This is a genomic window from Streptomyces sp. NPDC034085, from assembly GCF_055575555.1.
Genome location: NZ_JBVISL010000011.1, coordinates 52,724 through 74,151, shown reverse-complemented (window position 1 = coordinate 74,151; position 21,428 = coordinate 52,724). Strand labels below are relative to the sequence as shown.

Here is a 21,428-nt window from a genome sequence, read left to right as displayed (position 1 = left end):
TGGACTAGACCTTTCCCCGCCGAGCACGCGAGACTGTCTGCTGTGAAACCCGTGAAACACGTCATCGCCCTCGATGTGGGCGGCACCGGGATCAAGGCCGCCCTCATCGGCGCGGACGGCTCCCTGCTGCACGAGGCCCGCCGCGCCACCGGCCGCGAGCGGGGCGCCGAAGCCGTCGTCGAGACGATCCTGGACTTCGCCGCCGAGCTCCTCGGCATCGGCCGGGAGCGCTTCGGCACGACCGCCTCCGCCGCCGGCGTCGCCGTCCCCGGCATCGTCGACGCCGAGCGGGGCCTCGCCGTCTACGCGGCGAACCTCGGCTGGCGCGACGTACCGATGCGCGACCTGCTCGGCGCCCGCCTCGGCGGGATCCCGGTCGCCCTCGGCCACGACGTCCGTACGGGCGGACTCGCCGAGGGCCGCATCGGCGCGGGCGCGGGCGCCGACCGCTTCCTCTTCGTCCCGCTCGGCACGGGCATCGCCGGCGCCATCGGCATCGCCGGCCGCATCGAGGCCGGCGCCCACGGCTACGCCGGCGAGATCGGGCACATCGTGGTCCGCCCCGGCGGCCCCGCCTGCGGCTGCGGCCAGTACGGCTGCCTGGAGACCCTGGCCTCCGCCTCCGCCGTGAGCCGGGCCTGGGCCGCCGCCTCCGGCGATCCCGAGGCGGACGCCGCCGACTGCGCCAAGGCCGTCGCCTCCGGTGACCCGGCCGCCCGCGCGATCTGGCTGGCCGCCGTCGCCGCCCTCGCCGACGGGCTGGTCACCGCGCTCACCCTGCTGGACCCCAGCACGCTGATCATCGGTGGCGGCCTCGCCGAGGCCGGGGAAACCTTGTTCACACCGCTGCGGACGGCCGTGGGGGAACGCGTGACGTTCCAGCGGCTGCCCGACATCGTTCCGGCCGCCCTCGGGGACACCGCCGGATGCCTGGGCGCAGGGCTGCTCGCCTGGGACCTACTCGCCACGGAGGTACCGGCCTGATGTCCGGAAGCGCACAGAGCACCGTTCTCTCCGGCGCGAGGGTGGTGCTGCCCACCGGGATCGTGGCGGGCGGCCGCGTCATCGTCGAGGGCGCCCGCGTCGCCGGCAGCGCCCCCGACGACGCACGCGTCGTCGACCTGGCCGGGCACTGGATCGTCCCCGGCTTCGTGGACATGCACAACCACGGCGGCGGCGGCGCCTCCTTCACCTCCGGCACCGCCGAGGAGGTCCTCAAGGGGGTGCGCACCCACCGCGAACATGGCACCACCACCCTCGTCGCCTCCACCGTCACCGGCGACCTGGACGAACTGGCCCGCCGCGCCGGGCTGCTCGCCGAGCTCACCCAGCAGGGCGAGATCGCCGGCATCCACTTCGAGGGCCCCTTCATCAACCCCTGCCGCAAGGGCGCGCACAAGGAGGAACTGCTGCGCGACCCCGACCCGGCCGAGGTCCGCAAGCTGGTCGACGCCGCGCACGGCACCGCGCGCATGGTCACCCTCGCCACCGAACTCCCCGGCGGCCTGGAGTCCGTACGGCTGCTGGCCGAGCACGGGGTCATCGCCGCGATCGGCCACACCGACTCCACGTACGACCAGACCCGCCAGGCCATCGACGCCGGCGCGACCGTCGCCACCCACCTCTACAACGCCATGCCCGGCCTGGAGCACCGCGCCCCCGGCCCGATCGCCGCGCTGCTGGAGGACGAGCGGGTCACCGTCGAGCTGATCAACGACGGCACCCACCTGCACCCGGCGATGCTGGAGCTGGCCTTCCACCACGCGGGCGCGCACCGCGTCGCGCTGATCACCGACGCCATGGACGCGGCCGGCTTCGGCGACGGCACCTACCACCTCGGCCCGCTGGAGGTGGAGGTCAAGGACGGTGTGGCCCGGCTCGTGGAGGGCGGCTCCATCGCCGGCTCCACGCTGACCCTGGACACCGCGTTCAAGCGGTCGGTGACGGTGGACCGGCTGCCCGTCGAGTCGGTGGTCCAGGCGATCTCGGCCAACCCGGCCAAGCTGCTGGGCCTCTACGACGAGGTCGGCTCGCTGGAACCCGGCAAGTACGCCGACCTGGTGGTCCTGGACGCCGCGTTCGACGTCAAGGGCGTCATGCGGCGCGGTGAATGGATCGTCAGCCCGCTGGACTGAACGAGCCCTTCGACCGGCCTCCCGGAGGCGGCCCGCCTCCGGGACTGGGCTGGCCGCCCTCGATTTGGCATGATCCCGGCACACACCAAGACCGGGGCTGGCCATGATCCTCACCGTGACGCTCAACACCGCGCTCGACGTCACCCACCGGGTGCCGCGACTGCTGCCGCACACCTCCCACCGGGTCACCGGTGTCACCGAACGCCCCGGCGGGAAGGGCCTGAACGTCGCCCGGGTGCTCGCCGCGCTCGGCGACGACGTCACGGCGACGGGCTTCGCGGGCGGCCCCACCGGCCAGGTCGTACGCGAACTCCTCGCCGCCGCGCCCGGGGTGACCGACGCCCTCGTCCCCTGCGCGGGCACCACCCGGCGCACCCTGGCCGTCGTCGACGAGAGCACCGGGGACACCACCCAGTTCAACGAACCCGGCCCGCAGATCTCCCCCGCCGAATGGGCCGCCTTCCTGGAGCGGTACGCCGAACTCCTCCCCGGCGCCCGCGCGGTGGCCCTGTGCGGCAGCCTGCCACCCGGCGTGCCGGTCGGCGCGTACGCGGTCCTCGTACGGGCGGCCCGCGCGGCCGGCGCCCCGGTGCTGCTCGACACCAGCGGCGAGGCCCTGCGGCGCGGCGTCGCCGCCCGGCCGGAGATCATCAAGCCGAACGCGGCCGAACTCGCGGAGCTGACCGGCTCCCGCGACCCGCTGCCCGCCACCCGCGACGCCCGCCGCCGCGGCGCCCACGCGGTGGTCACCTCCCTGGGCGCCGACGGGCTCCTCGCCGCCACCCCCGAGGGCACCTGGCACGCCGCCCCGCCCCGCCCGCTGCGCGGCAACCCCACCGGCGCGGGCGACTCCGCCGTGGCGGGCCTGCTCTCCGCCCTGGTGCGGGGCCTGGACTGGCCCGAGCGCCTCGTCCGCGCGGTGGCCCTCTCCGCCGCCACCGTGCACGCCCCGACGGCGGGAGAGTTCGACCCCCGCACCTACGAAGAGGTACGGGGGTCGGTCAAGGTGACGTCCGGTCAGCCGGACTGAGCACCGGCTACAGCGGCTCCAGCCAGAGCTGGTCGATGATGATCTCGCACTGGTTGCCGGTCTCGCAGGAGATCTTGACCGTGTTCGTACCCTTCTTCAGCTCCACGTTGGAGTGCGTGTACGTCCACTTGTCCCACTCGCCCGGCTTGGCGTGCGAGAAGTTGTCCATGTTTATCGGGCGCGTCTGCTGCTCGCCGTTGACGGTGAGCGTGGTGCTCGCGGCCTTGCCCGGCACCGCGTAACTGATCTTCAGCTTGTACTGGGACGCCTTCGGCGCGTCCAGCGTCCAGGTCAGCGCGGCGCCGGTCTGGTTGAAGTTGCCGACGTACTGGCCGCCCGCGCTCTTGGCACCCGGCACCACGGCCGTGAGCGCCGCACCGCCCGTCAGGTTCATGCCGGAACCGGAGGCGTCCGCCTTGGGCAGCGGGCTCGCCGACGGCGCCGGGGAACCGCTGGCCTGCGGACCGTCGGAGTTCTTGGGCGCGGACGACGGCTGGTTCTGGTTCCCCTGCGCCTTCTCGTCCTTGTCGCCCTTGTCGCCGAACATCAGGGCCGCGCCGATGCCGATGCCGACCGCGGCGACCACCGCGACCGCGGCGATCAGCAGACCGCGCCGGCTCGACCCGCCGGAGGAACCGCGCCCGCCACCGTGCCCGCCGCGCCCGCCGTGGGCCGCCGCCGCGGAGTGGCCCGGCGCTGACGGCTGCTGCGGAACCCCGTAACCGCCGGCCTGGAGGGCCTCCGGGGCCTGGTACTGGGCCTGGTAGGCCTGCGGGGGCTGCTGCTGCGGCACGGCGCCGCGCTGGCCGCCGTACGTCCGCTCGCCGACCGTCCGCACCTGGTTGTACGAGGTCCGGGGGACGCCGGGCTGCGCGCCGGGCGGTCCGCCGGCCGACGGGCCGGGGTAGCCGTATCCGCCGCCCTGACCGGGCGGGGTGGCTCCGGCGGCCTGGCCGTCCGCGTAGAGGTAGCCGAACGGATCATCGTCCTCGGGCTGGTTCGCCCCACCGTGCGGGCCGTTGTTCGCGGGCGTCGTCATCGCAGGTCACTCCTTTCGACCCACGGGAGCCTACCCCGAACACGTGCGCCCACGGGCGGCCCGCGGGCTCAGCCGGCCCGCCGGTGCGCCTTGGAACGGGACCGCTTCTCGATGTACATCCGCTGGTCGGCGGAGCGCAGCACCTCGTCCGCGGACATCCCGCAGCTGGCCCAGCCGATCCCGAAACTCGCCCCCACGCGCACCGCGCGGCCGTCCACGCGGATCGGCGGGATGATCGCGTTGCGCAGCCGCACGGCGAGGTCGGCGGCGTCCGCGGCGCCCAGTCCGTCGGCGAGGACGACGAACTCGTCGCCACCCAGCCGGGCGACGGTGTCACCGTCCCTGACGCCCGTCGTCAGCCGCCGGGCGACCTCGATCAGCACCGCGTCGCCGGTGTGGTGGCCGAACCGGTCGTTGATCGACTTGAAGCCGTCGAGGTCGCAGAAGAGCACCGCGAGCCCCTTGGTGCCGTCGTCGACGTCCGTGGCGGGCGCCACCGTGTGCACGTGGTGGTCGTACGGGCCGTCCGGGCCGCCGGGGAACGCGCCGGGGACGTCGAAGGATTCGCCCGGCTGCCCGGCCGGGGCGGCGGCGAAGCCGGCGTCGTAGCCGTAGGGCTGTCCGTCGGGCGGAAAGCCGTGCTCGCCGGCACCACCCGCCCCGGGGCGGCCCTCGTACGCCGCGTCCAGCGCCTCCACCGCGGTGGCCCGTACGGACTGGGGCCGCCGGCACAGGCGCGCGCCGAGCCGCGAGCGCAGCTCGGCGCTGTTGGGCAGGCCGGTGAGGGAGTCGTGGCTGGCGCGGTGCGCGAGCTGGAGTTCGTGCCGCTTGCGCTCCTCGATGTCCTCGACGTGGGTGAGGAGGAAGCGGGGCCCGTCCGCGGCGTCCGCGACCACCGAGTTGCGCAGCGAGACCCATACGTACGTGCCGTCGCGCCGCCCCAGGCGCAGCTCGGCGCGGCCGCCCTCGGCCGAGGTGCGCAGCAGGGTGCCGATGTCCTCGGGGTGGACGAGGTCGGAGAAGGAGTAGCGGCGCAGCACGGAGGCGGGCCGGCCCAGCAGCCGGCACAGGGCGTCGTTGGTGCGCAGCAGCCGGCCGTGCTGGTCGCCGCCCATCTCGGCGATGGCCATGCCGCTGGGGGCGTACTCGAAGGCCTGCCGGAACGACTCCTCGCTGGCCCGCAGGGCCTGTTGCTCGCGCTCCAGCCGGACCAGGGCCCGCTGCATGTTCGCGCGCAGCCGTGCGTTGCTGATCGCAATGGCGGCCTGGAAGGCGTACATCTGGAGTGCCTCGCGCCCCCACGCGCCGGGGCGGCGCCCGTTGCGCGGTCTGTCCACCGAGATGACGCCCAGGAGTTCCCCGCCCGTCGCGTACATGGGGGCGTAGAGCCGGTCCTCGGGGTGCCACTCGTCCAGGAAGCGCGGGTCGGGGCCGTCCGTGTGCCACTGGGGGACGTCGTCCTCCATCAGGACCCAGCCCTCGGTGTGCGGTATGAAGCGCAGGCCGTCCCAGTCCTCGCCCATGGTCAGCCGGCGCTCCCAGGCGCCGCGGGAGCCGACGCGGCCGGTGATCAGGGCTTCGGCGGCGGGGTCGCCGGCGAAGGCGGCGACGACGAGATCGCCGTCAGGACGTACGAGGTTGACGCAGGCGAGTTCGTAGCCGAGGCCGCGGACGATGCCGTCCACGACGGTCTGCAGGGTGTCCGCCAGGCTCCGGGCCGTGTTGAGTTCGGCCACCACCTGGTGCAGCTGCCGCAGGGTCGCAAGACGGACGTACGGCTCCGACTCGGTCTCCATTGCTCGCTCTCCCCGAGACCTCGACAGCAACTCCAGGTTTGTCATCGGCGTTTCGTTGCGGTGTCTCGTCCACTGAATCACAGTGAGCTGTGCGGCAGGTACACAGGGTCAACAAATCTTGCTCTCTGTGACTCAAGTCACATGGGATGAATAAAGACGTGCCGCGCGGCGCAGGGGGAGGGGGAGCGCTCCCGGCCGTTTCCGGAAGCGAACGACGGGCCCCGGCCTAGGCCGCGAGGCGGGGACACGGCTCCGACCCGCGGCCGATGTGCGGCGCGCGATATCGGCACTAGCGTTCGGTACGTGCCCAAGACGACCCCCGTACACCCCGCTCCCGTCCACCCCGCGAACGCGGCCACCCCCCATCCTGAGGGGGTGAGCAACGACGAGTTCCGGGCCGCCATGTCCCGGCTGGCGTCCGGCGTGTGCCTGATCACCGCGCAGGAGCCGCCCCTGAGCGCCGACGGGCCGCGCGGCGAGGACGTCGGCATGACGGCCACCGCCTTCATGTCGGTCTCCCTGGACCCGCCGCTGGTGCTGGTGAGCGTGCGCGAGGGGTCCCGGATGGACGACCTGCTCGCGGAGCAGCCGCTGTGGGCGGTCTCCCTCCTCGCGGACAGCCAGCTCCAGGTCGCGGGCCGCTTCGCGATGAAGGGCCGGATCAGCGACCGCCTGCTCTTCGAGGGGGTCCCGTACGTGCGCGGCGCCCTCTCCGGGGCGCCGCTGCTGTCGGGGGCGCTGGCCACCCTGGAGTGCCGCACCGAGTCCCGGGTCACCGCGGGCGACCACACCCTGGTCGTCGGGCACGTCCTCGGCGCGGCCCTGCCGGTCCCGGAGGCGCCGCCGCTGACGTACTTCCGCGGCCGCTACCGCCACCTGGCCTCGTAGGCCTGCCGGCGGGGACCACAGGTCCCGCTACCAGTCGCGGCCGGTGCGGCCGCGCTTGGTCTCGCCCCGGGCCTTCTTCTCCCGCAGGCGCCGCTCGTTGATGCCCCGCGGGATCTTCGTCGCGCGGCGCGGCTTCGGCGGCGGGGCCGTGGCCTCCGCCAGCAGCGAGGCCAGGCGGACCAGCGCCATCTCCCGGTTGCGGAACTGCGAGCGGTGCTCGGAGGCCCGTACCGTCACCACACCGTCCACCAGCCGCGGCGCGAGCCGCTCCAGCGCCCGCTCCTTCCACACCGGCGGCAGCGCGCCGGTCGCCGCCACGTCGAAGAGCAGCTCCACCCGCGAGTCGGAGGTGTTGACGTGCTGTCCGCCCGGCCCGGAGGAACGCGAGAACCGCCAGGAGAGCTCCGCCTCGGGGAGCACGACCGAACCGCGGATGACATAGGGACCAGGCATGACCCTATGATCGGCCCCCGCCGGGGCCGCCGTCACCCGTATTTCCCGCTCCCGGGAACCTGTGCGCCCCCTCGCCGCGTTATGCAGGGCAGCGGTAACTTGACCGCGTATCGCGGTCGTGTGACGAGGAAGGACACCAGTCAAAATGGCAGTAAGCCTGTCCAAGGGCGGCAACGTCTCGCTCTCGAAGGAGGCCCCCGGCCTCAGCGCCGTCACGGTCGGCCTCGGCTGGGACGTCCGTACGACGACCGGTGTCGACTTCGACCTCGACGCCTCGGCCATCGCGGTCAACGCCACCGGCAAGGTCGTCTCCGACGGCCACTTCGTCTTCTTCAACAACAAGTCCACCCCGGACCAGACCATCGTCCACACCGGTGACAACCGCACCGGCGAGGGCTCGGGCGACGACGAGGCCATCAACGTCAACCTCGCCGGCCTGCCCGCCGACGTCGACAAGATCGTCTTCCCGGTCTCGATCTACGACGCCGAGTCCCGCAGCCAGAACTTCGGCCAGGTCCGCAACGCCTACATCCGCGTCGTCAACCAGGCCGGCGGCGCCGAGATCGCCCGCTACGACCTCTCCGAGGACGCCGCCACCGAGACCGCCATGGTCTTCGGCGAGCTCTACCGCAACGGCGCCGAGTGGAAGTTCCGCGCGGTCGGCCAGGGCTACGCCTCCGGCCTCACCGGCATCGCCCAGGACTTCGGCGTCAACGTCTGACCCGCGACACCCCCGCCCCAGCCCCCTCCCGGCCCCCGGGCAGGGGGCTCGCGCGTCAGCCCTTGGGACGCCCCGCGCCGTACAGCCAGACGTCCCACACCTTCTTCAGGTCGTGCCCCGTCAGCCGCTGCGCGTACGCGGTGAAATCGGCGGTGCTCGCGTTGCCGTGCCGGTGGTCGGCGGCCCAGCCCCGCAGCAGCGCGAAGAACGCCCCGTCCCCCACCTCCTGCCGGATCCGGTGCAGCACCATCGCACCCCGGTAGTAGACCGGGGCGTCGGAGATGTGGGCGGCGTCCGGCGGCGCGGCGGGCGGGAAGGCGCCCCAGTCCTCGCCGGCCCCCCGGTCGACCTCGGTGTCGCCGGCCAGGAACGCCTCGAACCGGCGCTGCGCGCTGACACCGCCCCGGTCCTCGGACCACAGCCACTCCGCGTACGTGGCGAAGCCCTCGTTGAGCCACATGTCCTTCCAGGACGCGGGCGACACCGAGTTGCCGAACCACTGGTGGGCCACCTCGTGCAGGACCAGCTCCTCGTCGGGCGCACCCGAGTAGACCGGCTTGGTCTGCGTCTCCAGGGCGTACCCGAGGGTCTGCGCCGGCATCACGATCGAACCGGCCGACCCGAAGGGGTACGGGCCGAACCTGGCACTGCCCCACTCGACGATCTCGGGCAGCCGCGCCAGCGCGGCCGCGCTGCCCGCCGCCTCACCGGGAGCGACGGCGTTGTACACCGCCACCCCCGAGGGCGTGCGCCCGGTGCTCACCTTGAACTTCCCGACGGCCACCGTCGCCAGGTAGCCGGCCATCGGCTCGGGGCTGTGCCAGGCGAACTCGGTCCGCCCCTCCCCCACCGCCCGGCGGGAGCGCAGCTCGCCGTTGGAGACGGCCTCGTAGCCGTCCGGCACGGTCACGGTCACGTCGTACGAGGCCTTGTCGGAGGGGTGGTGGTTGCCGGGGAACCACCCCATCGACCCCACCGGCTCGCCCACGCCCACCGCCGCGTCCCCGGTGGTGATCCAGCCCTCCTCGGACCCGTCCGGATCGACGACCGGCTTGGGCCGCCCGGCGTAGTCCACCGTCGTACGGAAGACCTCGCCCTTCTTCAGGTCCCGGGCCGGGCGCACCGTCAGCTCGCTGCCGGTCCGGTTGTAGCGGGCGCGGGCACCCTGCACGTCCACCCCCTCGACCTTCAGGCCGCTGAAGTCGAGGTTGAAGGAGCTGAGCCCCTGCTCGGCGCGCGCGGTGATCACGGCCGTACCGCGCAGCCGGCCGTCGGCGGGGTCGTAGGCGAGGTCCAGGGCGTAGTGCTCGACCTGGTAGCCGCCGTTGCCGGCCCGGGGGAAGAACGGGTCACGCAGACCGGAAGCGCCGGGCCGCCCCTGCACCGTCGCCCCCGTACATCCCGTGGTCAGGACGAGCAGGGCGGTGACGGCGGGGACGGCCAGGCGCTTGAGTTCCACGCACCGACCTTACTTCTGCAGGGCCTCCACACCGGCCTTGGCGAACTTCTCGTCCAGGTCACCGCTCGGGGCGCCGGCCACGCCGATGCCCGCGACGGGCGCGCCGTCGGCCTGGACGGGGGCGCCGCCGGCGAGGAAGAGGGTGCCGGGGATGTCCTTCAGGTTCGGGGCCTGCGCGAGCCGGCCGACGAGGACGGAGGTCGGGGCGTTCCAGGACACGGCGGTGAAGGCCTTGCGCTCCGCCGACTCGTAGGACTGCGGACCCGCGCCGTCGCCGCGCAGGGTGACGAGGGTGTTGCCGTTGCGGTCGACCACCGCGACGGTGACCTTCTGGTGCTCCTTCTCGGCGGCCTCGAGCGCGGCCTGCGCGGCGCGGGTGGCCGCACCGATGGTGAGGTGGGTCGAGGTGGTGAAGTTCTTGTCCGCGTCCTTCTCGGCGGGGGTGGCGCTCGCGCTGACGGCGCCGAACGTCCCGGCGCCGAGGGCGACGGCGAGGGCGGTGCCGGTGAGGACGCGGGTGCGGGTGTTCATGTCTGCTCCTGATGGGTCGGCGGCTCGGCTGGCTCCCTCCAAGCGTCGGCGGCGAACCGCCCCCGGCCCGTCCCCGTACCGGCTCGCCCCGCTTGGCGCACCGGCTGACCCGAGGGTCATCCGATCGGCCGATGCGCAGGGGCCGCCCGCCCGTTTTGCTGTTCCTGACGCGCCCCTGGCTGCTCCCCGCCGGCGTTCGAGGCGCGGGGGTCTGGGGGCGGAGCCCCCGGGGAACGGTGGAAGGGCGGGTGGGGGACCCGGCCCCGCGCAGCGGCGCACCATCGGCCCCGCCAGGCCACGGCTGCCCTCACCGACGACCGCCCGGCCAGGGCAGAGGCAGTATGGACACCACCCGCCCCACCCACAGGAGCCACCCCGTGACCCGGGCCCCCGACACCCGCACCCTCGCCACCGTCATGCACACGGCGTTCTTCCTCCTGCTCGGCGCCTCGGTGGCACGGTTCCTGCTCCGCCACCCCGGTGAGCCCCGCACCCCCTGGGTGATCTCCCTCTCCATCGCCCTCGCCCTGCTGTACGTCCTGGGCCCCGCCGCCGGCGTCAACCGAACCGCCCCCGCCCCCGGCACCGGCGCCACCCCCGCCCTCCGCCCCCGCCTCTGGCTCGGCCTGGTCGTCGCCACCTGGGTGGTCCTCGTGGTGCTCGCGCCCAGCTTCGCCTGGTGCGCCGTACCGCTGTTCTTCACGGCCCTGCGCACCCTCCCCCCGCGCGCCGCCGTCGCCCTGGTCGGCGTACTCACCGTCTTCGTCGTCGCCGCCCAGCTCAAGCTCTCCACCGCCTTCGACCCGAACCTCCTCCTGGCTCCCCCGGCCGTCGCCGCCCTCGCCACGGCCGTCTTCGTCCACATGGAACGCCAGGCCCGCGCCCAGCGCGCGCTGATCGACGACCTGATCCGCACCCGCCGGGAACTGGCCGCCACCGAGCGCCGCGAAGGCACCCTCGCCGAGCGGCAGCGGCTGTCCATGGAGATCCACGACACCCTGGCCCAGCACCTGTCCAGCCAGCAGATGCTGCTCCAGGCCGCCGACCGCACCTGGGACACCGACCCGGCCACCGCCCGCGCGCACGTCCGTACCGCCACCGGCATCGCGGCCCGCGGCCTCGCCGAGGCCCGCCGCCTGGTCCACGACCTCGCCCCGCCCGAGCTGGACAACGGCGCGGGCCTCGCCGACGCCCTGCGCGCCCTGGACGCCGGCCCCGGCGTCGAGGTCCGCTTCCACCTGGAGGGCGTCCCCGTCCCCCTCCCGGACCGCACCGAATCCGCCCTGCTGCGCATCGCCCAGGGCGCCCTGGCCAACATCCGCGAGCACGCGCACGCGCACACCGCCGCCCTGACCCTCAGCTTCCTCGGCGACCAGGTCGTCCTGGACATCGCCGACGACGGCGCCGGCTTCACCGCCGCCACCCCCGCGCCCGCCGGCCACGGCCACGGACCCGACTCCGACCGCGGCCACGGACTGCCGGCGATACGCGCCCGCGTGCGCCAGCTCGGCGGCACCCTGACGATCGAATCGACCCCCGGCGAGGGCACCGTCCTCTCGGCCGCAATCCCCCTGGAGCCCACAGGATGACGACGATCCTCCTCTGCGACGACCACGTGGTGGTCCGCGCCGGACTCCTCGCGCTCCTCGGCAGTGAACCGGACATCGAGGTGCTCGGCGAGGCGGGCAGCGGCGAGGAGGCGGTCGCGCTGGCCGCCAAGCTGCGCCCGGACGTGGTCCTGATGGACCTCCAGCTCGGCGAGGGCATCGACGGCGTCGAAGCCACCCGCCGCATCACGGCCCTGCCGCGGCCGCCGCACGTCCTGGTCCTCACCACCTACGACACGGACGCGGACATCACCCGGGCGATCGGCGCGGGCGCGACCGGCTACTTGCTGAAGGCGGAGCGCCCCGAGGAGCTGTTCGCCGCCATCCACTCGGCGGCGGCGGGCCGCACCACCCTGTCCGCGCCCGTCGCGAGCCGGGTGATGGCCCACATGCGCGGTACGCGCCCCACCCTCACGGACCGCGAACTCGACATCCTGGGCCAGCTGGCCCGGGGCCTGGGCAACCGCGACATCGCCCGCGCGCTGTTCATCAGCGAAGCCACGGTCAAGACCCACCTGGGCCGCATCTACGACAAGCTCGGCGTCGACACCCGCGCCGGAGCGGTGGCGGTGGCCAAGGAACAGCGGCTGCTGCCCTCCTGACGCCGCCCCTCACGCCCCGCCGGCGGCGTCCCGCCCGGCCAGCCTCCGCCGCCATTGCTCCATGGCCTGCCGCAGGGACTCGTTCACGAGGGACAGCAGCTCGACGGAGGCCTCGAAGCGCGCGCCCGCCGCGGTCCCGGGCCCGAGGACCTCCGCGCCGCGTCGCGACACCGCCACCAGGGCGTCGTTCATCTGCGCGGCCGCCAGCAGTGAGCGGAGCCAGAGCTCGTCGTCGACGGCGTAGCGCTCGCGGCGCTCTCCGGCGGTCCGTTCCCGCCGGAGCATCCCCTGCTGTTCGAGCCAGGCGACGGCGTGCGAGACGGACGCCGGGCTGACGTGCAGCCGCTGGACCAGCTCGGCAGCGGTGAGGGCGCCGGTATCGGTGACGTACAGGCAGGCCAGCACCCGGGAGACCATGGGCGGCATGCCCTGCCGGGCGAGGAGGGCGGTGAAGGACTCCGTGAAGTCCCGGACCGCCCGCGGATCCCGCCCGGGGCCACTGCCGCGACCACTGCCGCCGCCGTCCTCGCCGCCGTCCTCGCCGCCGTCCTCGCCGCCGTCCTCGCTGCCGTCACCGCCGCCGCCGTCGCCACCGTCGCCGCCGTCGCCACCGTCGCCGTCCGGGACCGTCTGCGGCCGGCCCTGTCTGCGCCGGCGGGCCCGCTCCCGCGTGGCCTCCTGCGCCCGCTCCGCCCCGTACTGCTCGGGGCCGCCGTTGCGGGTGACCTCCCGCATCACGGTCGAGGCGGGCCGCCCCAGCCGCCGGCCGATCTCCGTGTACCCGAGACCCTCGGCCAGCCAGGCGGCGATGTGCCGGCGGTCCTCGCCGGTCAGCCTTCCTCCGGGCATCGGTCCCGTCTCCCCTCGTCGGCGGTGCGCACCCGGTGCGCAGTATGCGGCCACCGCCGACCCCATTGCAATCCGCCCCGGGCGGCCGCCGTGCGTTTAGTGCCATAGCCATTGCAACGTCAAGCCCACATCACCCTTTCCATCAGGTCGAGTTGCCCGAAGAAGTTCGTTGACGCATCCATAAACGCAATGTAGCGTCACCTGCGTTCAGCACTTCGCGAACAACGACGGGGGATTGATGATGGGCAAGAACACCGGCTTCTCCGAAACCGGGCTGCGCCGGATGCGCGACGTCCTGACGCGGCACGTCGAGTCCGGGAAGATCCCCGGCCTCGTGGCCCTCGTCAGCCGCGGCGACGAGACGCACGTCGAAGCGATCGGCAACACCCACCACGACGGTGGCGGCGCGCCGATGGACCGGGACACGATCTTCCGGATGGCGTCCACGTCCAAGCCGCTCACCATGGCCCCGGTGATGGTCCTCCTCGACGAGTGCGGGCTGCGCCTGGACGACCTGGTGCAGGAGTGGCTGCCCGAACTCGCCGACCGCCAGGTGCTGAAGCGGCCCGACGGCCCGCTGGACGACACCGTGCCGGCGCAGCGGCCGATCACCGTACGGGACCTGGTGACCTCCACCTTCGGACTCGGCGTCGACCTGTCGACCATGGGCTCCCCGCTCCAGGCCGCGCTCCAGGAGCACGCCGTCTTCAGCCAGGGAGTGGTCCCGGCGCCCGAGGCGGACGAGTGGATGCGCCGCCTGGGCGCGCTCCCGCTGATGCACCAGCCCGGCGAGCAGTGGGGCTACCACATCAGCCATGACGTGCTCGGGGTCCTCGTCTCCCGGGTCACGGGCAAGCCGTTCGAGACGTTCCTGCGCGAACGCGTCCTCGACCCGCTCGGCATGGCGGACACCGGCTTCCACGTACCCGGCGACAAGATCGACCGGCTGCCGCCCTGCTACGCCCCCCACCCGCAGACCGGCGAGTTCATGGTGTGGGACGAGGCGGCGGGCGGCCGCTACAGCCAGGCCCCGGAGTTCCAGTCGGGCGGCGGCGGCCTCGTCTCGACCGTCGACGACTACCACGCGTACTTCCGCATGCTGCTGGACCAGGGCACGCACGGCGGCGAGCGGATCCTGTCCCGCCCCGCCGTCCAGCTGATGACCACCAACCGCCTCACGCCCGAGCAGGAGAGCACCCGCTCGGCGCTGGCCCGCGGCGCCGTCCACGTCTCCTTCGGCCAGGGCCAGCAGGGCGGCTGGGGCCTCGGCATGGCGGTGCGCACCTACCGCGGCGACTACGCGCCCGTCGGCCAGTTCGGCTGGGACGGCGGAACCGGCACCTCGGCCTACGCCGACCCGCAGAACCGGCTCACCGGCATCCTGCTCATGCAGGTCGGCCTGTCCACCCCGGACCCGGCGCGCGTCATCCACGACTTCTGGACCACGGTCTACCAGGCGATCGAGGACTGACACCCGCGCCGCGGCCCCGCCGGAGCCGGCCGCCGCCGAGGCCGCCGGCTCCGCCCCCGCGCCGGGAGAGCGACACCCGTGACACCATCGGGAACGTGCTCGACATCGGTTACTCCCTCTCCCGCCGCTTCCCCGACCCGCCGCAGACCGACTACCGCTCCGCGGACGTCCGTACCCTGCGCCACGACCTGTTCTGCGGCGACGTCTACCTCGCCGACACCGACAAGGACGTGGAACTGTCCACAGCCTGGGGATGGGTGCCCGTACTCGACTTCGCCTGGGCCCTGTGCGACATCGTCGAGCAGCTCGACGCGGACCCCCGCGGCAGCCGCTCCGCCAACCGGCAGTACGCCGAACTCGACTTCACCGAGTCCGCCGACCGCATGCTCTTCGAGCGCCGCTTCGGCTGGGTCGACATCGAAGCCGACTGGATGGCACCCGAGGAAGAGCCCCTCACCTTCAGCCACCGCCTGCTGCGCCGCGAGGCCCGCGACTTCCTCCACGACCTGATCGCGGACCTCACCGACATGCACGACGGTCTCGCCGACAACCCGGTCGTCTGGACGCTCCAGTCCCGCTTCCCCCGCGTACCCGCCTGAGTCCGTCCCGCCCGCCCGGCGCCTCCCCCGCCCGGGGGAGCACGATCACCCCGCAGCCCGATCCCCGGCCGCCCCGCGGCCGGAAGGCTGGGCCCATGACCCTCCACACCACCGAACGCCCCGTCCCGCGCTGGGCCGTGACCACCGCCCGCCTCCTGCCGCTCCTCGCCCTGCCGGTGTGCCTGTGGCGGCTGCCCGTCGGATTCGGATTCCAGATGGGCATGGACGTGCCCCCCAGCACCGACCCGCTGTGGTTCACCGTCCCCTACGTCCTCGTCCTCAGCCTGCTCTCCGAGGCCTTCGCCCTGCTCTGCGCCGGCCTCGTCCGCCCCTGGGGCGAGACCGTCCCCGACTGGGTCCCCGTCCTGCGCGGCCGGCGCATCCCGCCGTACGCGGTCACCGTGCCCGCGGTCCTCGCCGGCCTGGGCTTCACCCTGCTGCTCGTCGACTGGATCCTCTGCGTCTTCCACCTCGCCGGGTTCTCCGACGTCGGCTACACCAACGGCTGGTGGCAGGCCCTCGCCTTCGCCGTCAGCGGCCTCTTCGTCCTCTGGGGCCCCGCGATCCTCGCCCTCGCCCTCGCCTACCACCGGCGCCGCCGCCCCCTGCCGGCCCGCTGAGCCGCTCCCGGACCGCGGCCCGTGCGAGCCCTGGGTGTCGGATACTCTCTCGGTTGGCTCCGGGGTGTCGGCAGGCTGGAACTGCCTGATAAGGGACGGTTTTTCATGAGCGGTAGCGGTGCGCCTTCGGCCGAGCTCTTCCAGCCCCTGCGGGCGGACGACCCCGCCACCGTGGGCGGTTACCGGCTGGCGGCCGTGCTGGGCGCGGGCGGCATGGGCAAGGTGTACCTCTCCTACACCCTCGGCGGGCGGCCCGTCGCCCTCAAGGTGATCCGGCCCGAGTTCAGCGAGGACCCCGAGTTCCGGCGGCGCTTCCAGCAGGAAGTACGCGCCGCCCAGCGCGTGCAGGGCCTCTACACCGCCCCGGTCATCGACTTCGACACCGACGGCGCGCAGCCCTGGCTCGCCACCTCCTACGTGCCGGGCCCCTCGCTCGCCCACGCCGTGGCCGGGCACGGCCGGCTGCCGCTGCGCAGCGTCCTGCTGCTGGCCATCGGCGTCGCCGAGGCCCTGCACGTCATCCACGGCGCCGGCATCGTCCACCGCGACCTGAAGCCCGGCAACGTCCTCCTCGCCGCCGACGGCCCCCGCGTGATCGACTTCGGCATCGCCCGCGCCGCCGACGCCACCGCCCTGACCAGCAGCGGCGTCAGCGTCGGCACCCCCGCGTTCATGGCCCCCGAGCAGGCCTCCGCCGGAACGGTCACCGCCGCCACCGACATCTTCGCCCTCGGCCAGATCGTCGCCTTCGCGGCGATCGGCGCACCCGCCTACGGCGACGGCAGCTCGCACGCGGTGCTCTACCGCATCGTCCACGAAGACCCCGACCTCAGCGCCCTGCCCGAGGAACTGCGCCCGCTGGTGACCCGCTGCCTGACCCGCGACCCCGCCGGCCGGCCCAGCCTCACCGAGGTCATCCAGATGTGCCACGACCTCTCCCCCGAGCCGCTGCGCCAGGGCGAGGACTGGCTCCCCCAGGCCGTCGCCGGTTCGATCACCGAACGCCTGCGGCTGCCCGAACCCGCCAAGACCCCGCCCCCGCAGGCCTCCGTCGCACCCACTCCGACCGAGCTCTCCCCGCCGCAGCCGGCCGCCGCACCCCCGGCGCCCGCGTACGCGCCGACGCAGACCGCGCCGGCGGTCCCGGCGGCGGCTCCGGGCCAGGTACCGCCCGGGTACCCGACCCCGCCGCCCGGGTACCAGACGCCGCCCCCGGGCTACCAGACGCCGCCGCCCGGCTTCGCCCCCGGCTACCCCACACCGCCGCCGATGCACCAGACCGGCTACCCCACCCCGCCGCCGGTCCACCAGACCGGCTACCCACAGCCCGGCTACCCGCAGACCGGCTACCCGACCCCGCCCGCCCCGCCGCGCCGGCCGAAGGGCCTGATCATCGCCGGGGCGATCGTCGGCGCCGTCATCGGCCTCGCCGTCATCGGCTCCCTCCTCCCGGACGGCTCCTCCAAGAGCGGCAGCCGCGGCAGCGGTTCGTCCCGCGGCACCACCCCCAGCCCCGCCGGCTCCGGATCCCAGGACAAGAACCAGAAGCGGCCCGACCCCGCCCCGGCGACCTACCAGGGCATCGACGTGCCGGCCAACTACCAGATCATGCTCGCCGACAACCCGCCGCGCCCCGGCTCGGGCGGCAACGCCGGTGTCTCCTACAACGGCGGAGACGTCTACTACTACTTCGACACCCTGTTCGGGGAGAAGCGGCTCGGCACCGCCAACGGCAAGCTGGTCGTCCTCAACAACGCGCAGAAGGGCTCACTGGAGACCTGCCGCGCCGAGACCCGCTACACCGAGAAGGTCGGCCTCGACCAGCTCACCGACGGGTCGGAGATCTGCGTGCTCAGCGACGCCGGACACATCGCCGTGGTGACCTTCCGCGGCAAGTCGGACACCAAGGACGCCAGCAACTACATCACGCTCGACCTCACCGTCTGGCGCAACGCCGAGGCCCCCAAGAAGCACTGACGCCCCCGGCTCCCGGCCCGTACGAAACCACTCGTACGGGCCGCGCGCCCGGCCTCGCCCCCTACCCCACCACCCGCACCCCCAGCTGCGCCGCCATCGCCGGCGCCAGCTCGAACAGCTGCCCGGCACTGATCACCGCCCCCCGCCAGCGCCTCCACCCCCCGCGCGATCCCCAGCTCCGCCGCCTCCCGCAGATCCACCTCCGCGAGCCGCGCCCCCGTGAAGTCCGCCCCCCGCACCACGCAGTCCCGGAACTCCACCCGCTCCAGCACCGCACCCGCGAAATCCGGCTCCACCAGCACGCACCCCTCGAAGACCACGTCCCGCAGCCGCGCCGCCCGCAGGTTCAGGTAGTCGATCTTCCCGCCCCGTACGAGGACCCGCTCCAGCACCGCCCCGTGCAGCTGCACCCCGCCCAGCCGGGCCTCCACCAGCTCCACGTCCCGCAGCGAAGCCCCCGACAGGTCCGTCCCCACCCCCCGGACCCCCTCCAGCACCGCATCCACCAGCCGCGCCTTCGCCAGCCCCGCCTCGTCCAGCACGCACCGGCGCACCGCGCAGTCCATGAACCGCGCCCCGACCCCCTCCTGCCCCGTCAGGTCCAGATCCGCGAACTCCAGCCCGTCGTAGTCCCCGTCCGGCTCCAGCCCACCGCCCTCCCACACCACCAGGTACGGCAGCCGCACCTCCGGCCGCCGCGCCGCCTTCACCACCGTCTGCCCGTCGCGCGCCATGCGTCCATCGTGACCCACCCCACTGACAGCCACCCCTTGACCTCAACCACTCTTGAGGCCGAACGCTGACGCCATGACCACGCACACCGACACCATGAAGGCCGTCCGCCTCCACGCCTTCGGCCCCGCCGAGAACCTCACCTACGAGACCGTCCCCCGCCCCGCCCCCGGCCCCGGCCAGGTCCGCATCGTCGTCGCCGCCGCCGGCGTCCACCTCCTCGACACCGCCCTGCGCCAAGGCGCCCAGGGACTGCCCGCACCCCTCCCCCCGCTCCCGACCATCCCCGGCCGCGAAGTCGCCGGCACCGTCGACGCCCTCGGCCCCGGCACCGACCCCGCCTGGCTCGGCCGCCCCGTCGTCACCCACCTCGGCTTCGCCCCCGGCGGCTACGCCGAACACGCCGTCGCCGACGCCGACCGCCTGCACCCCGTCCCCGACGGCCTCGACCCCGCCCAGGCCGTCGCCATGATCGGCACCGGCCGCACCACCCTCGGCATCCTGCAGTTCGCCGACCTCGGCCCCACCTCCACCGTCCTCGTCCCCGCCGCCGCCGGAGGCATCGGCACCCTCCTCGTCCAATACGCCAAGAACGCCGGCGCCACCGTCGTCGCCCTCGCCGGCGGCCCGGCCAAAACCGCACGCGCCACCGCCAACGGAGCCGACCTCGCCGTCGACTACACCACCCCCGACTGGGCCGACACCGTCCGCGCCCACCACCCCGGCGGCGCCACCGTCCTCTTCGACCCCGTCGGCGGCGCCACCGCCCGCACCGCCCTCGGCCTCCTCGCCCCCGGCGCCCGCCACCTCGTCTACGGCTGGTCCGAAGGCCCCCTCACCCTCACCGACGCCGAACGCGCCCACCTCACCGCCCGCCGCATCACCACCCGCACCGTCCTCGGCCCCGCCATGCTCGAAGCCGTCGGCACCCCCGACCCGCTGCGCACACTCGAGACCCGCGCCCTCGCCGAAGCCGCCGCCGGCCGCCTGCGCCCCGCCCTCCAGCGCTACCCCCTCGCCCGGGCCGCAGCCGCCCACCGCGACCTCGAAACCCGCGCCACCACCGGCAAGGTCGTCCTCGAACCCCGGCAGCGCTGAACCGCCCTACATCCCCCGCACCACCCCCCGCACCGGCCACCCGGTACGCCAACCGCCCCCGGAACGCGACACCCGGCATCTGGACGCCCCCGGCCCGGCCCCGGTACCAACTCCCCCATGACGATCAACGGCGGCATCTCCTTCTGGTACGCGACCACCGGATCCCCCCAGCCACCCCGCGCCCCCCTCACCGCCGACGCCACGGCCGACGTCGTCATCGTCGGCGGCGGCTACACCGGCCTGTGGACCGCCTACTACCTCAAGCGCGCAGCCCCCGACCTCCGCGTCACCGTCCTGGAGCAGAAGTTCTGCGGCTACGGTGCCTCCGGCCGCAACGGCGGCTGGCTCTACAACGGCATCGCCGGCCGCGACCGCTACGCCGCCCGCCACGGCCACGACGCCGCCCACCGCCTCCAGCACGCCATGAACGACACCGTCACCGAAGTCATCGACGTCGCCGCCGAGGAGGGCATCGACGCCGACGTCCACCGCGGCGGAGTCCTCGAAGTCGCCCGCACCCCCGCCCAGCTCACCCGCCTCAGGGCCTTCCACGCCGCCGAACTCGCCTACGGCGACACCGGACGCGAACTCCACGACGCCGCCGCCACCCGCGCCCGCATCGACATCGCCGACGCCGTCGGCTCCAGCTGGACCCCCCACGGCGCCCGCGTCCACCCCCTCAAGCTCGTCCGCGGCCTCGCCGCCGCCTGCGAACGCCTCGGCGTCACCCTCCACGAATCCACCCCCGTCACCGAGATCGCCCCCCGCCGCGCCGTCACCCCCTACGGCACCGTCCGCGCCCCCTACGTCCTGCGCTGCACCGAGGGCTTCACCGCCGCCCTCAAGGGCCACAAGCGCACCTGGCTCCCCATGAACTCCTCGATGATCGTCACGGCCCCCCTGCCGCCCGCGGTCTGGGAGCAGCTGGGCTGGCAGGACGCCCCGCTCCTCGGCGACATGGCCCACGCCTACATGTACGCCCAGCGCACCGCCGACGACCGCATCGCGATCGGCGGCCGCGGGGTCCCGTACCGCTTCGGCTCCCGCACCGACAACGACGGCCGCACCCAGCCGGCCACCATCGCCTCCCTCACGGCCCTCCTCACCGCCTTCTTCCCGCTCCTCACCGGCACTCCGGTCACCCACGCCTGGTCGGGCGTCCTCGGCGTCCCCCGAGACTGGTGCGCGACGGTCACCCTGGACGCCACCACGGGCCTGGGCTGGGCCGGCGGCTACGTCGGCTCGGGCGTGGCCACGGCCAACCTCGCCGCCCGCACCCTGCGCGACCTGGTCCTCGGCGACCCGACCGAGCTGACCACCCTGCCCTGGGTCCACCACCGCGTCCGCCGCTGGGAGCCGGAACCCTTCCGCTGGCTGGGCGTCCACGCCCTCTACGCCGCCTACCGCGAGGCGGACCGCCGCGAAGCGGCGACCCACCGCCCCACGACGACCCCCCTGGCCCGCCTGGCGAACCACATCTCGGGCCGCTCCTGAGCAACGCGAAAAGGCCCCGGGTGATCACCCGGGGCCTTCCGCTTCTGTACGAATCCCCTCGATCAGCAACCCTCTGACCTGGGGCGGAGCCGCCTGTCGGAATCGAACCGACGACCTCAAGATTACAAGTCAAGCGCTCTAGCCAACTGAGCTAAGGCGGCACGACTCCCACACGAACCCTCCATGCGCGGAGCCGCCCTCACTCTACACAGCGCCCGATTGCCCGGGCCATCACATTGATCCGCACCCCCCGGACCCCCGCCCGGCATCCGGTTCGTCAGATTGCTGACAGGAGCCGTACCGCCAGGTAGCGTCGGGCGGAGTCCG

The 21,428-nt window shown here is 73.9% G+C and carries 19 protein-coding genes, 1 tRNA gene and 1 pseudogene; 13 read left to right on the top strand and 8 right to left on the bottom strand.

What is annotated here, in order from left to right:
* The first annotated feature begins 51 nt into the window (after positions 1-51).
* From ACZ501_RS29625 to ACZ501_RS29615, 3 genes are all read left to right on the top strand, one after another.
* Positions 52-984, top strand: a complete 933-nt coding sequence (locus tag ACZ501_RS29625; RefSeq protein WP_361598604.1) for an ROK family protein — start codon at positions 52-54, stop codon at positions 982-984.
* Positions 984-2,135, top strand: a complete 1,152-nt coding sequence (gene nagA / locus ACZ501_RS29620) for an N-acetylglucosamine-6-phosphate deacetylase (protein WP_361598526.1) — start codon at positions 984-986, stop codon at positions 2,133-2,135. Before ACZ501_RS29625 ends, nagA begins: the two co-directional genes overlap by 1 nt.
* Positions 2,136-2,238: 103 nt before the next feature.
* Complete coding sequence (locus tag ACZ501_RS29615; protein WP_468799540.1) at positions 2,239-3,165, top strand: 1-phosphofructokinase family hexose kinase; 927 nt, start codon at positions 2,239-2,241, stop codon at positions 3,163-3,165.
* A gap of 7 nt (positions 3,166-3,172) precedes the next feature.
* Here the strand turns inward: ACZ501_RS29615 and ACZ501_RS29610 are convergent, their stop codons facing one another.
* Together ACZ501_RS29610 and cdgB are read right to left on the bottom strand one after the other, a co-directional pair.
* Positions 3,173-4,204: a carbohydrate-binding protein gene (locus ACZ501_RS29610; protein WP_468799538.1), complete on the bottom strand. Its 1,032-nt coding sequence runs from the start codon at positions 4,202-4,204 to the stop codon at positions 3,173-3,175.
* Positions 4,205-4,272: 68 nt separating this feature from the next.
* The gene (gene cdgB, locus ACZ501_RS29605; RefSeq protein ID WP_468799536.1) at positions 4,273-6,000 is read right to left on the bottom strand and encodes a diguanylate cyclase CdgB; all 1,728 of its coding nucleotides are present in this window, start codon (positions 5,998-6,000) and stop codon (positions 4,273-4,275) included.
* A gap of 303 nt (positions 6,001-6,303) precedes the next feature.
* Between cdgB and ACZ501_RS29600 the strand changes: the two genes are divergently transcribed.
* A complete protein-coding gene (locus ACZ501_RS29600) occupies positions 6,304-6,888 on the top strand; it encodes a flavin reductase family protein (RefSeq protein WP_468799534.1) in 585 nt (194 codons plus the stop codon).
* Between the two features lie 27 nt (positions 6,889-6,915).
* On the opposite strand, the gene arfB is transcribed toward ACZ501_RS29600, so the two are convergent.
* Positions 6,916-7,341, bottom strand: coding sequence for an alternative ribosome rescue aminoacyl-tRNA hydrolase ArfB (arfB, locus tag ACZ501_RS29595; protein ID WP_361598511.1), 426 nt, complete (start codon positions 7,339-7,341; stop codon positions 6,916-6,918).
* Between the two features lie 145 nt (positions 7,342-7,486).
* Here arfB and ACZ501_RS29590 point away from each other — a divergent pair, with 145 nt between their 5' ends.
* Entirely contained in the window at positions 7,487-8,062 is a 576-nt protein-coding gene (locus ACZ501_RS29590) for a TerD family protein (RefSeq protein WP_361598508.1), read from the top strand.
* A 55-nt stretch (positions 8,063-8,117) separates the two neighbouring features.
* Here the strand turns inward: ACZ501_RS29590 and ACZ501_RS29585 are convergent, their stop codons facing one another.
* Both ACZ501_RS29585 and ACZ501_RS29580 read right to left on the bottom strand, forming a co-directional pair.
* Entirely contained in the window at positions 8,118-9,521 is a 1,404-nt protein-coding gene (locus tag ACZ501_RS29585) for a M1 family metallopeptidase (protein ID WP_361598505.1), read from the bottom strand.
* A gap of 9 nt (positions 9,522-9,530) precedes the next feature.
* Positions 9,531-10,052, bottom strand: a complete 522-nt coding sequence (locus ACZ501_RS29580; protein ID WP_361598502.1) for a GlcG/HbpS family heme-binding protein — start codon at positions 10,050-10,052, stop codon at positions 9,531-9,533.
* 341 nt (positions 10,053-10,393) lie between these two features.
* Here ACZ501_RS29580 and ACZ501_RS29575 point away from each other — a divergent pair, with 341 nt between their 5' ends.
* Both ACZ501_RS29575 and ACZ501_RS29570 read left to right on the top strand, forming a co-directional pair.
* Positions 10,394-11,641, top strand: a complete 1,248-nt coding sequence (locus tag ACZ501_RS29575; protein ID WP_361598499.1) for a sensor histidine kinase — start codon at positions 10,394-10,396, stop codon at positions 11,639-11,641.
* A complete protein-coding gene (locus ACZ501_RS29570) occupies positions 11,638-12,261 on the top strand; it encodes a response regulator (RefSeq protein WP_267033560.1) in 624 nt (207 codons plus the stop codon). Before ACZ501_RS29575 ends, ACZ501_RS29570 begins: the two co-directional genes overlap by 4 nt.
* Positions 12,262-12,270: 9 nt before the next feature.
* Here ACZ501_RS29570 and ACZ501_RS29565 read toward each other — a convergent pair whose 3' ends face one another.
* Positions 12,271-13,110, bottom strand: coding sequence for a GbsR/MarR family transcriptional regulator (locus ACZ501_RS29565; RefSeq protein WP_468799532.1), 840 nt, complete (start codon positions 13,108-13,110; stop codon positions 12,271-12,273).
* A gap of 241 nt (positions 13,111-13,351) precedes the next feature.
* Between ACZ501_RS29565 and ACZ501_RS29560 the strand changes: the two genes are divergently transcribed.
* From ACZ501_RS29560 to ACZ501_RS29545, 4 genes are all read left to right on the top strand, one after another.
* The gene (locus ACZ501_RS29560; protein ID WP_468799530.1) at positions 13,352-14,581 is read left to right on the top strand and encodes a serine hydrolase domain-containing protein; all 1,230 of its coding nucleotides are present in this window, start codon (positions 13,352-13,354) and stop codon (positions 14,579-14,581) included.
* Between the two features lie 95 nt (positions 14,582-14,676).
* On the top strand, positions 14,677-15,180 hold the full coding sequence (locus ACZ501_RS29555) for a hypothetical protein (protein ID WP_361598489.1): 504 nt from the start codon (positions 14,677-14,679) through the stop codon (positions 15,178-15,180).
* Between the two features lie 95 nt (positions 15,181-15,275).
* Positions 15,276-15,800: a hypothetical protein gene (locus ACZ501_RS29550; RefSeq protein ID WP_468799528.1), complete on the top strand. Its 525-nt coding sequence runs from the start codon at positions 15,276-15,278 to the stop codon at positions 15,798-15,800.
* A gap of 105 nt (positions 15,801-15,905) precedes the next feature.
* On the top strand, positions 15,906-17,777 hold the full coding sequence (locus ACZ501_RS29545; RefSeq protein ID WP_468799526.1) for a serine/threonine-protein kinase: 1,872 nt from the start codon (positions 15,906-15,908) through the stop codon (positions 17,775-17,777).
* A 61-nt stretch (positions 17,778-17,838) separates the two neighbouring features.
* Here the strand turns inward: ACZ501_RS29545 and ACZ501_RS29540 are convergent.
* A pseudogene (locus tag ACZ501_RS29540) lies at positions 17,839-18,511 on the bottom strand (pentapeptide repeat-containing protein).
* A 94-nt stretch (positions 18,512-18,605) separates the two neighbouring features.
* On the opposite strand from ACZ501_RS29540, the gene ACZ501_RS29535 reads away from it, so the two are divergent.
* Both ACZ501_RS29535 and ACZ501_RS29530 read left to right on the top strand, forming a co-directional pair.
* Complete coding sequence (locus ACZ501_RS29535; protein WP_468799659.1) at positions 18,606-19,607, top strand: zinc-binding dehydrogenase; 1,002 nt, start codon at positions 18,606-18,608, stop codon at positions 19,605-19,607.
* Between the two features lie 117 nt (positions 19,608-19,724).
* Complete coding sequence (locus ACZ501_RS29530; RefSeq protein WP_468799524.1) at positions 19,725-21,101, top strand: NAD(P)/FAD-dependent oxidoreductase; 1,377 nt, start codon at positions 19,725-19,727, stop codon at positions 21,099-21,101.
* An 87-nt stretch (positions 21,102-21,188) separates the two neighbouring features.
* Here ACZ501_RS29530 and ACZ501_RS29525 read toward each other — a convergent pair.
* Positions 21,189-21,262: transfer RNA gene (locus ACZ501_RS29525), tRNA-Thr, on the bottom strand.
* Positions 21,263-21,428: the final 166 nt, after the last annotated feature.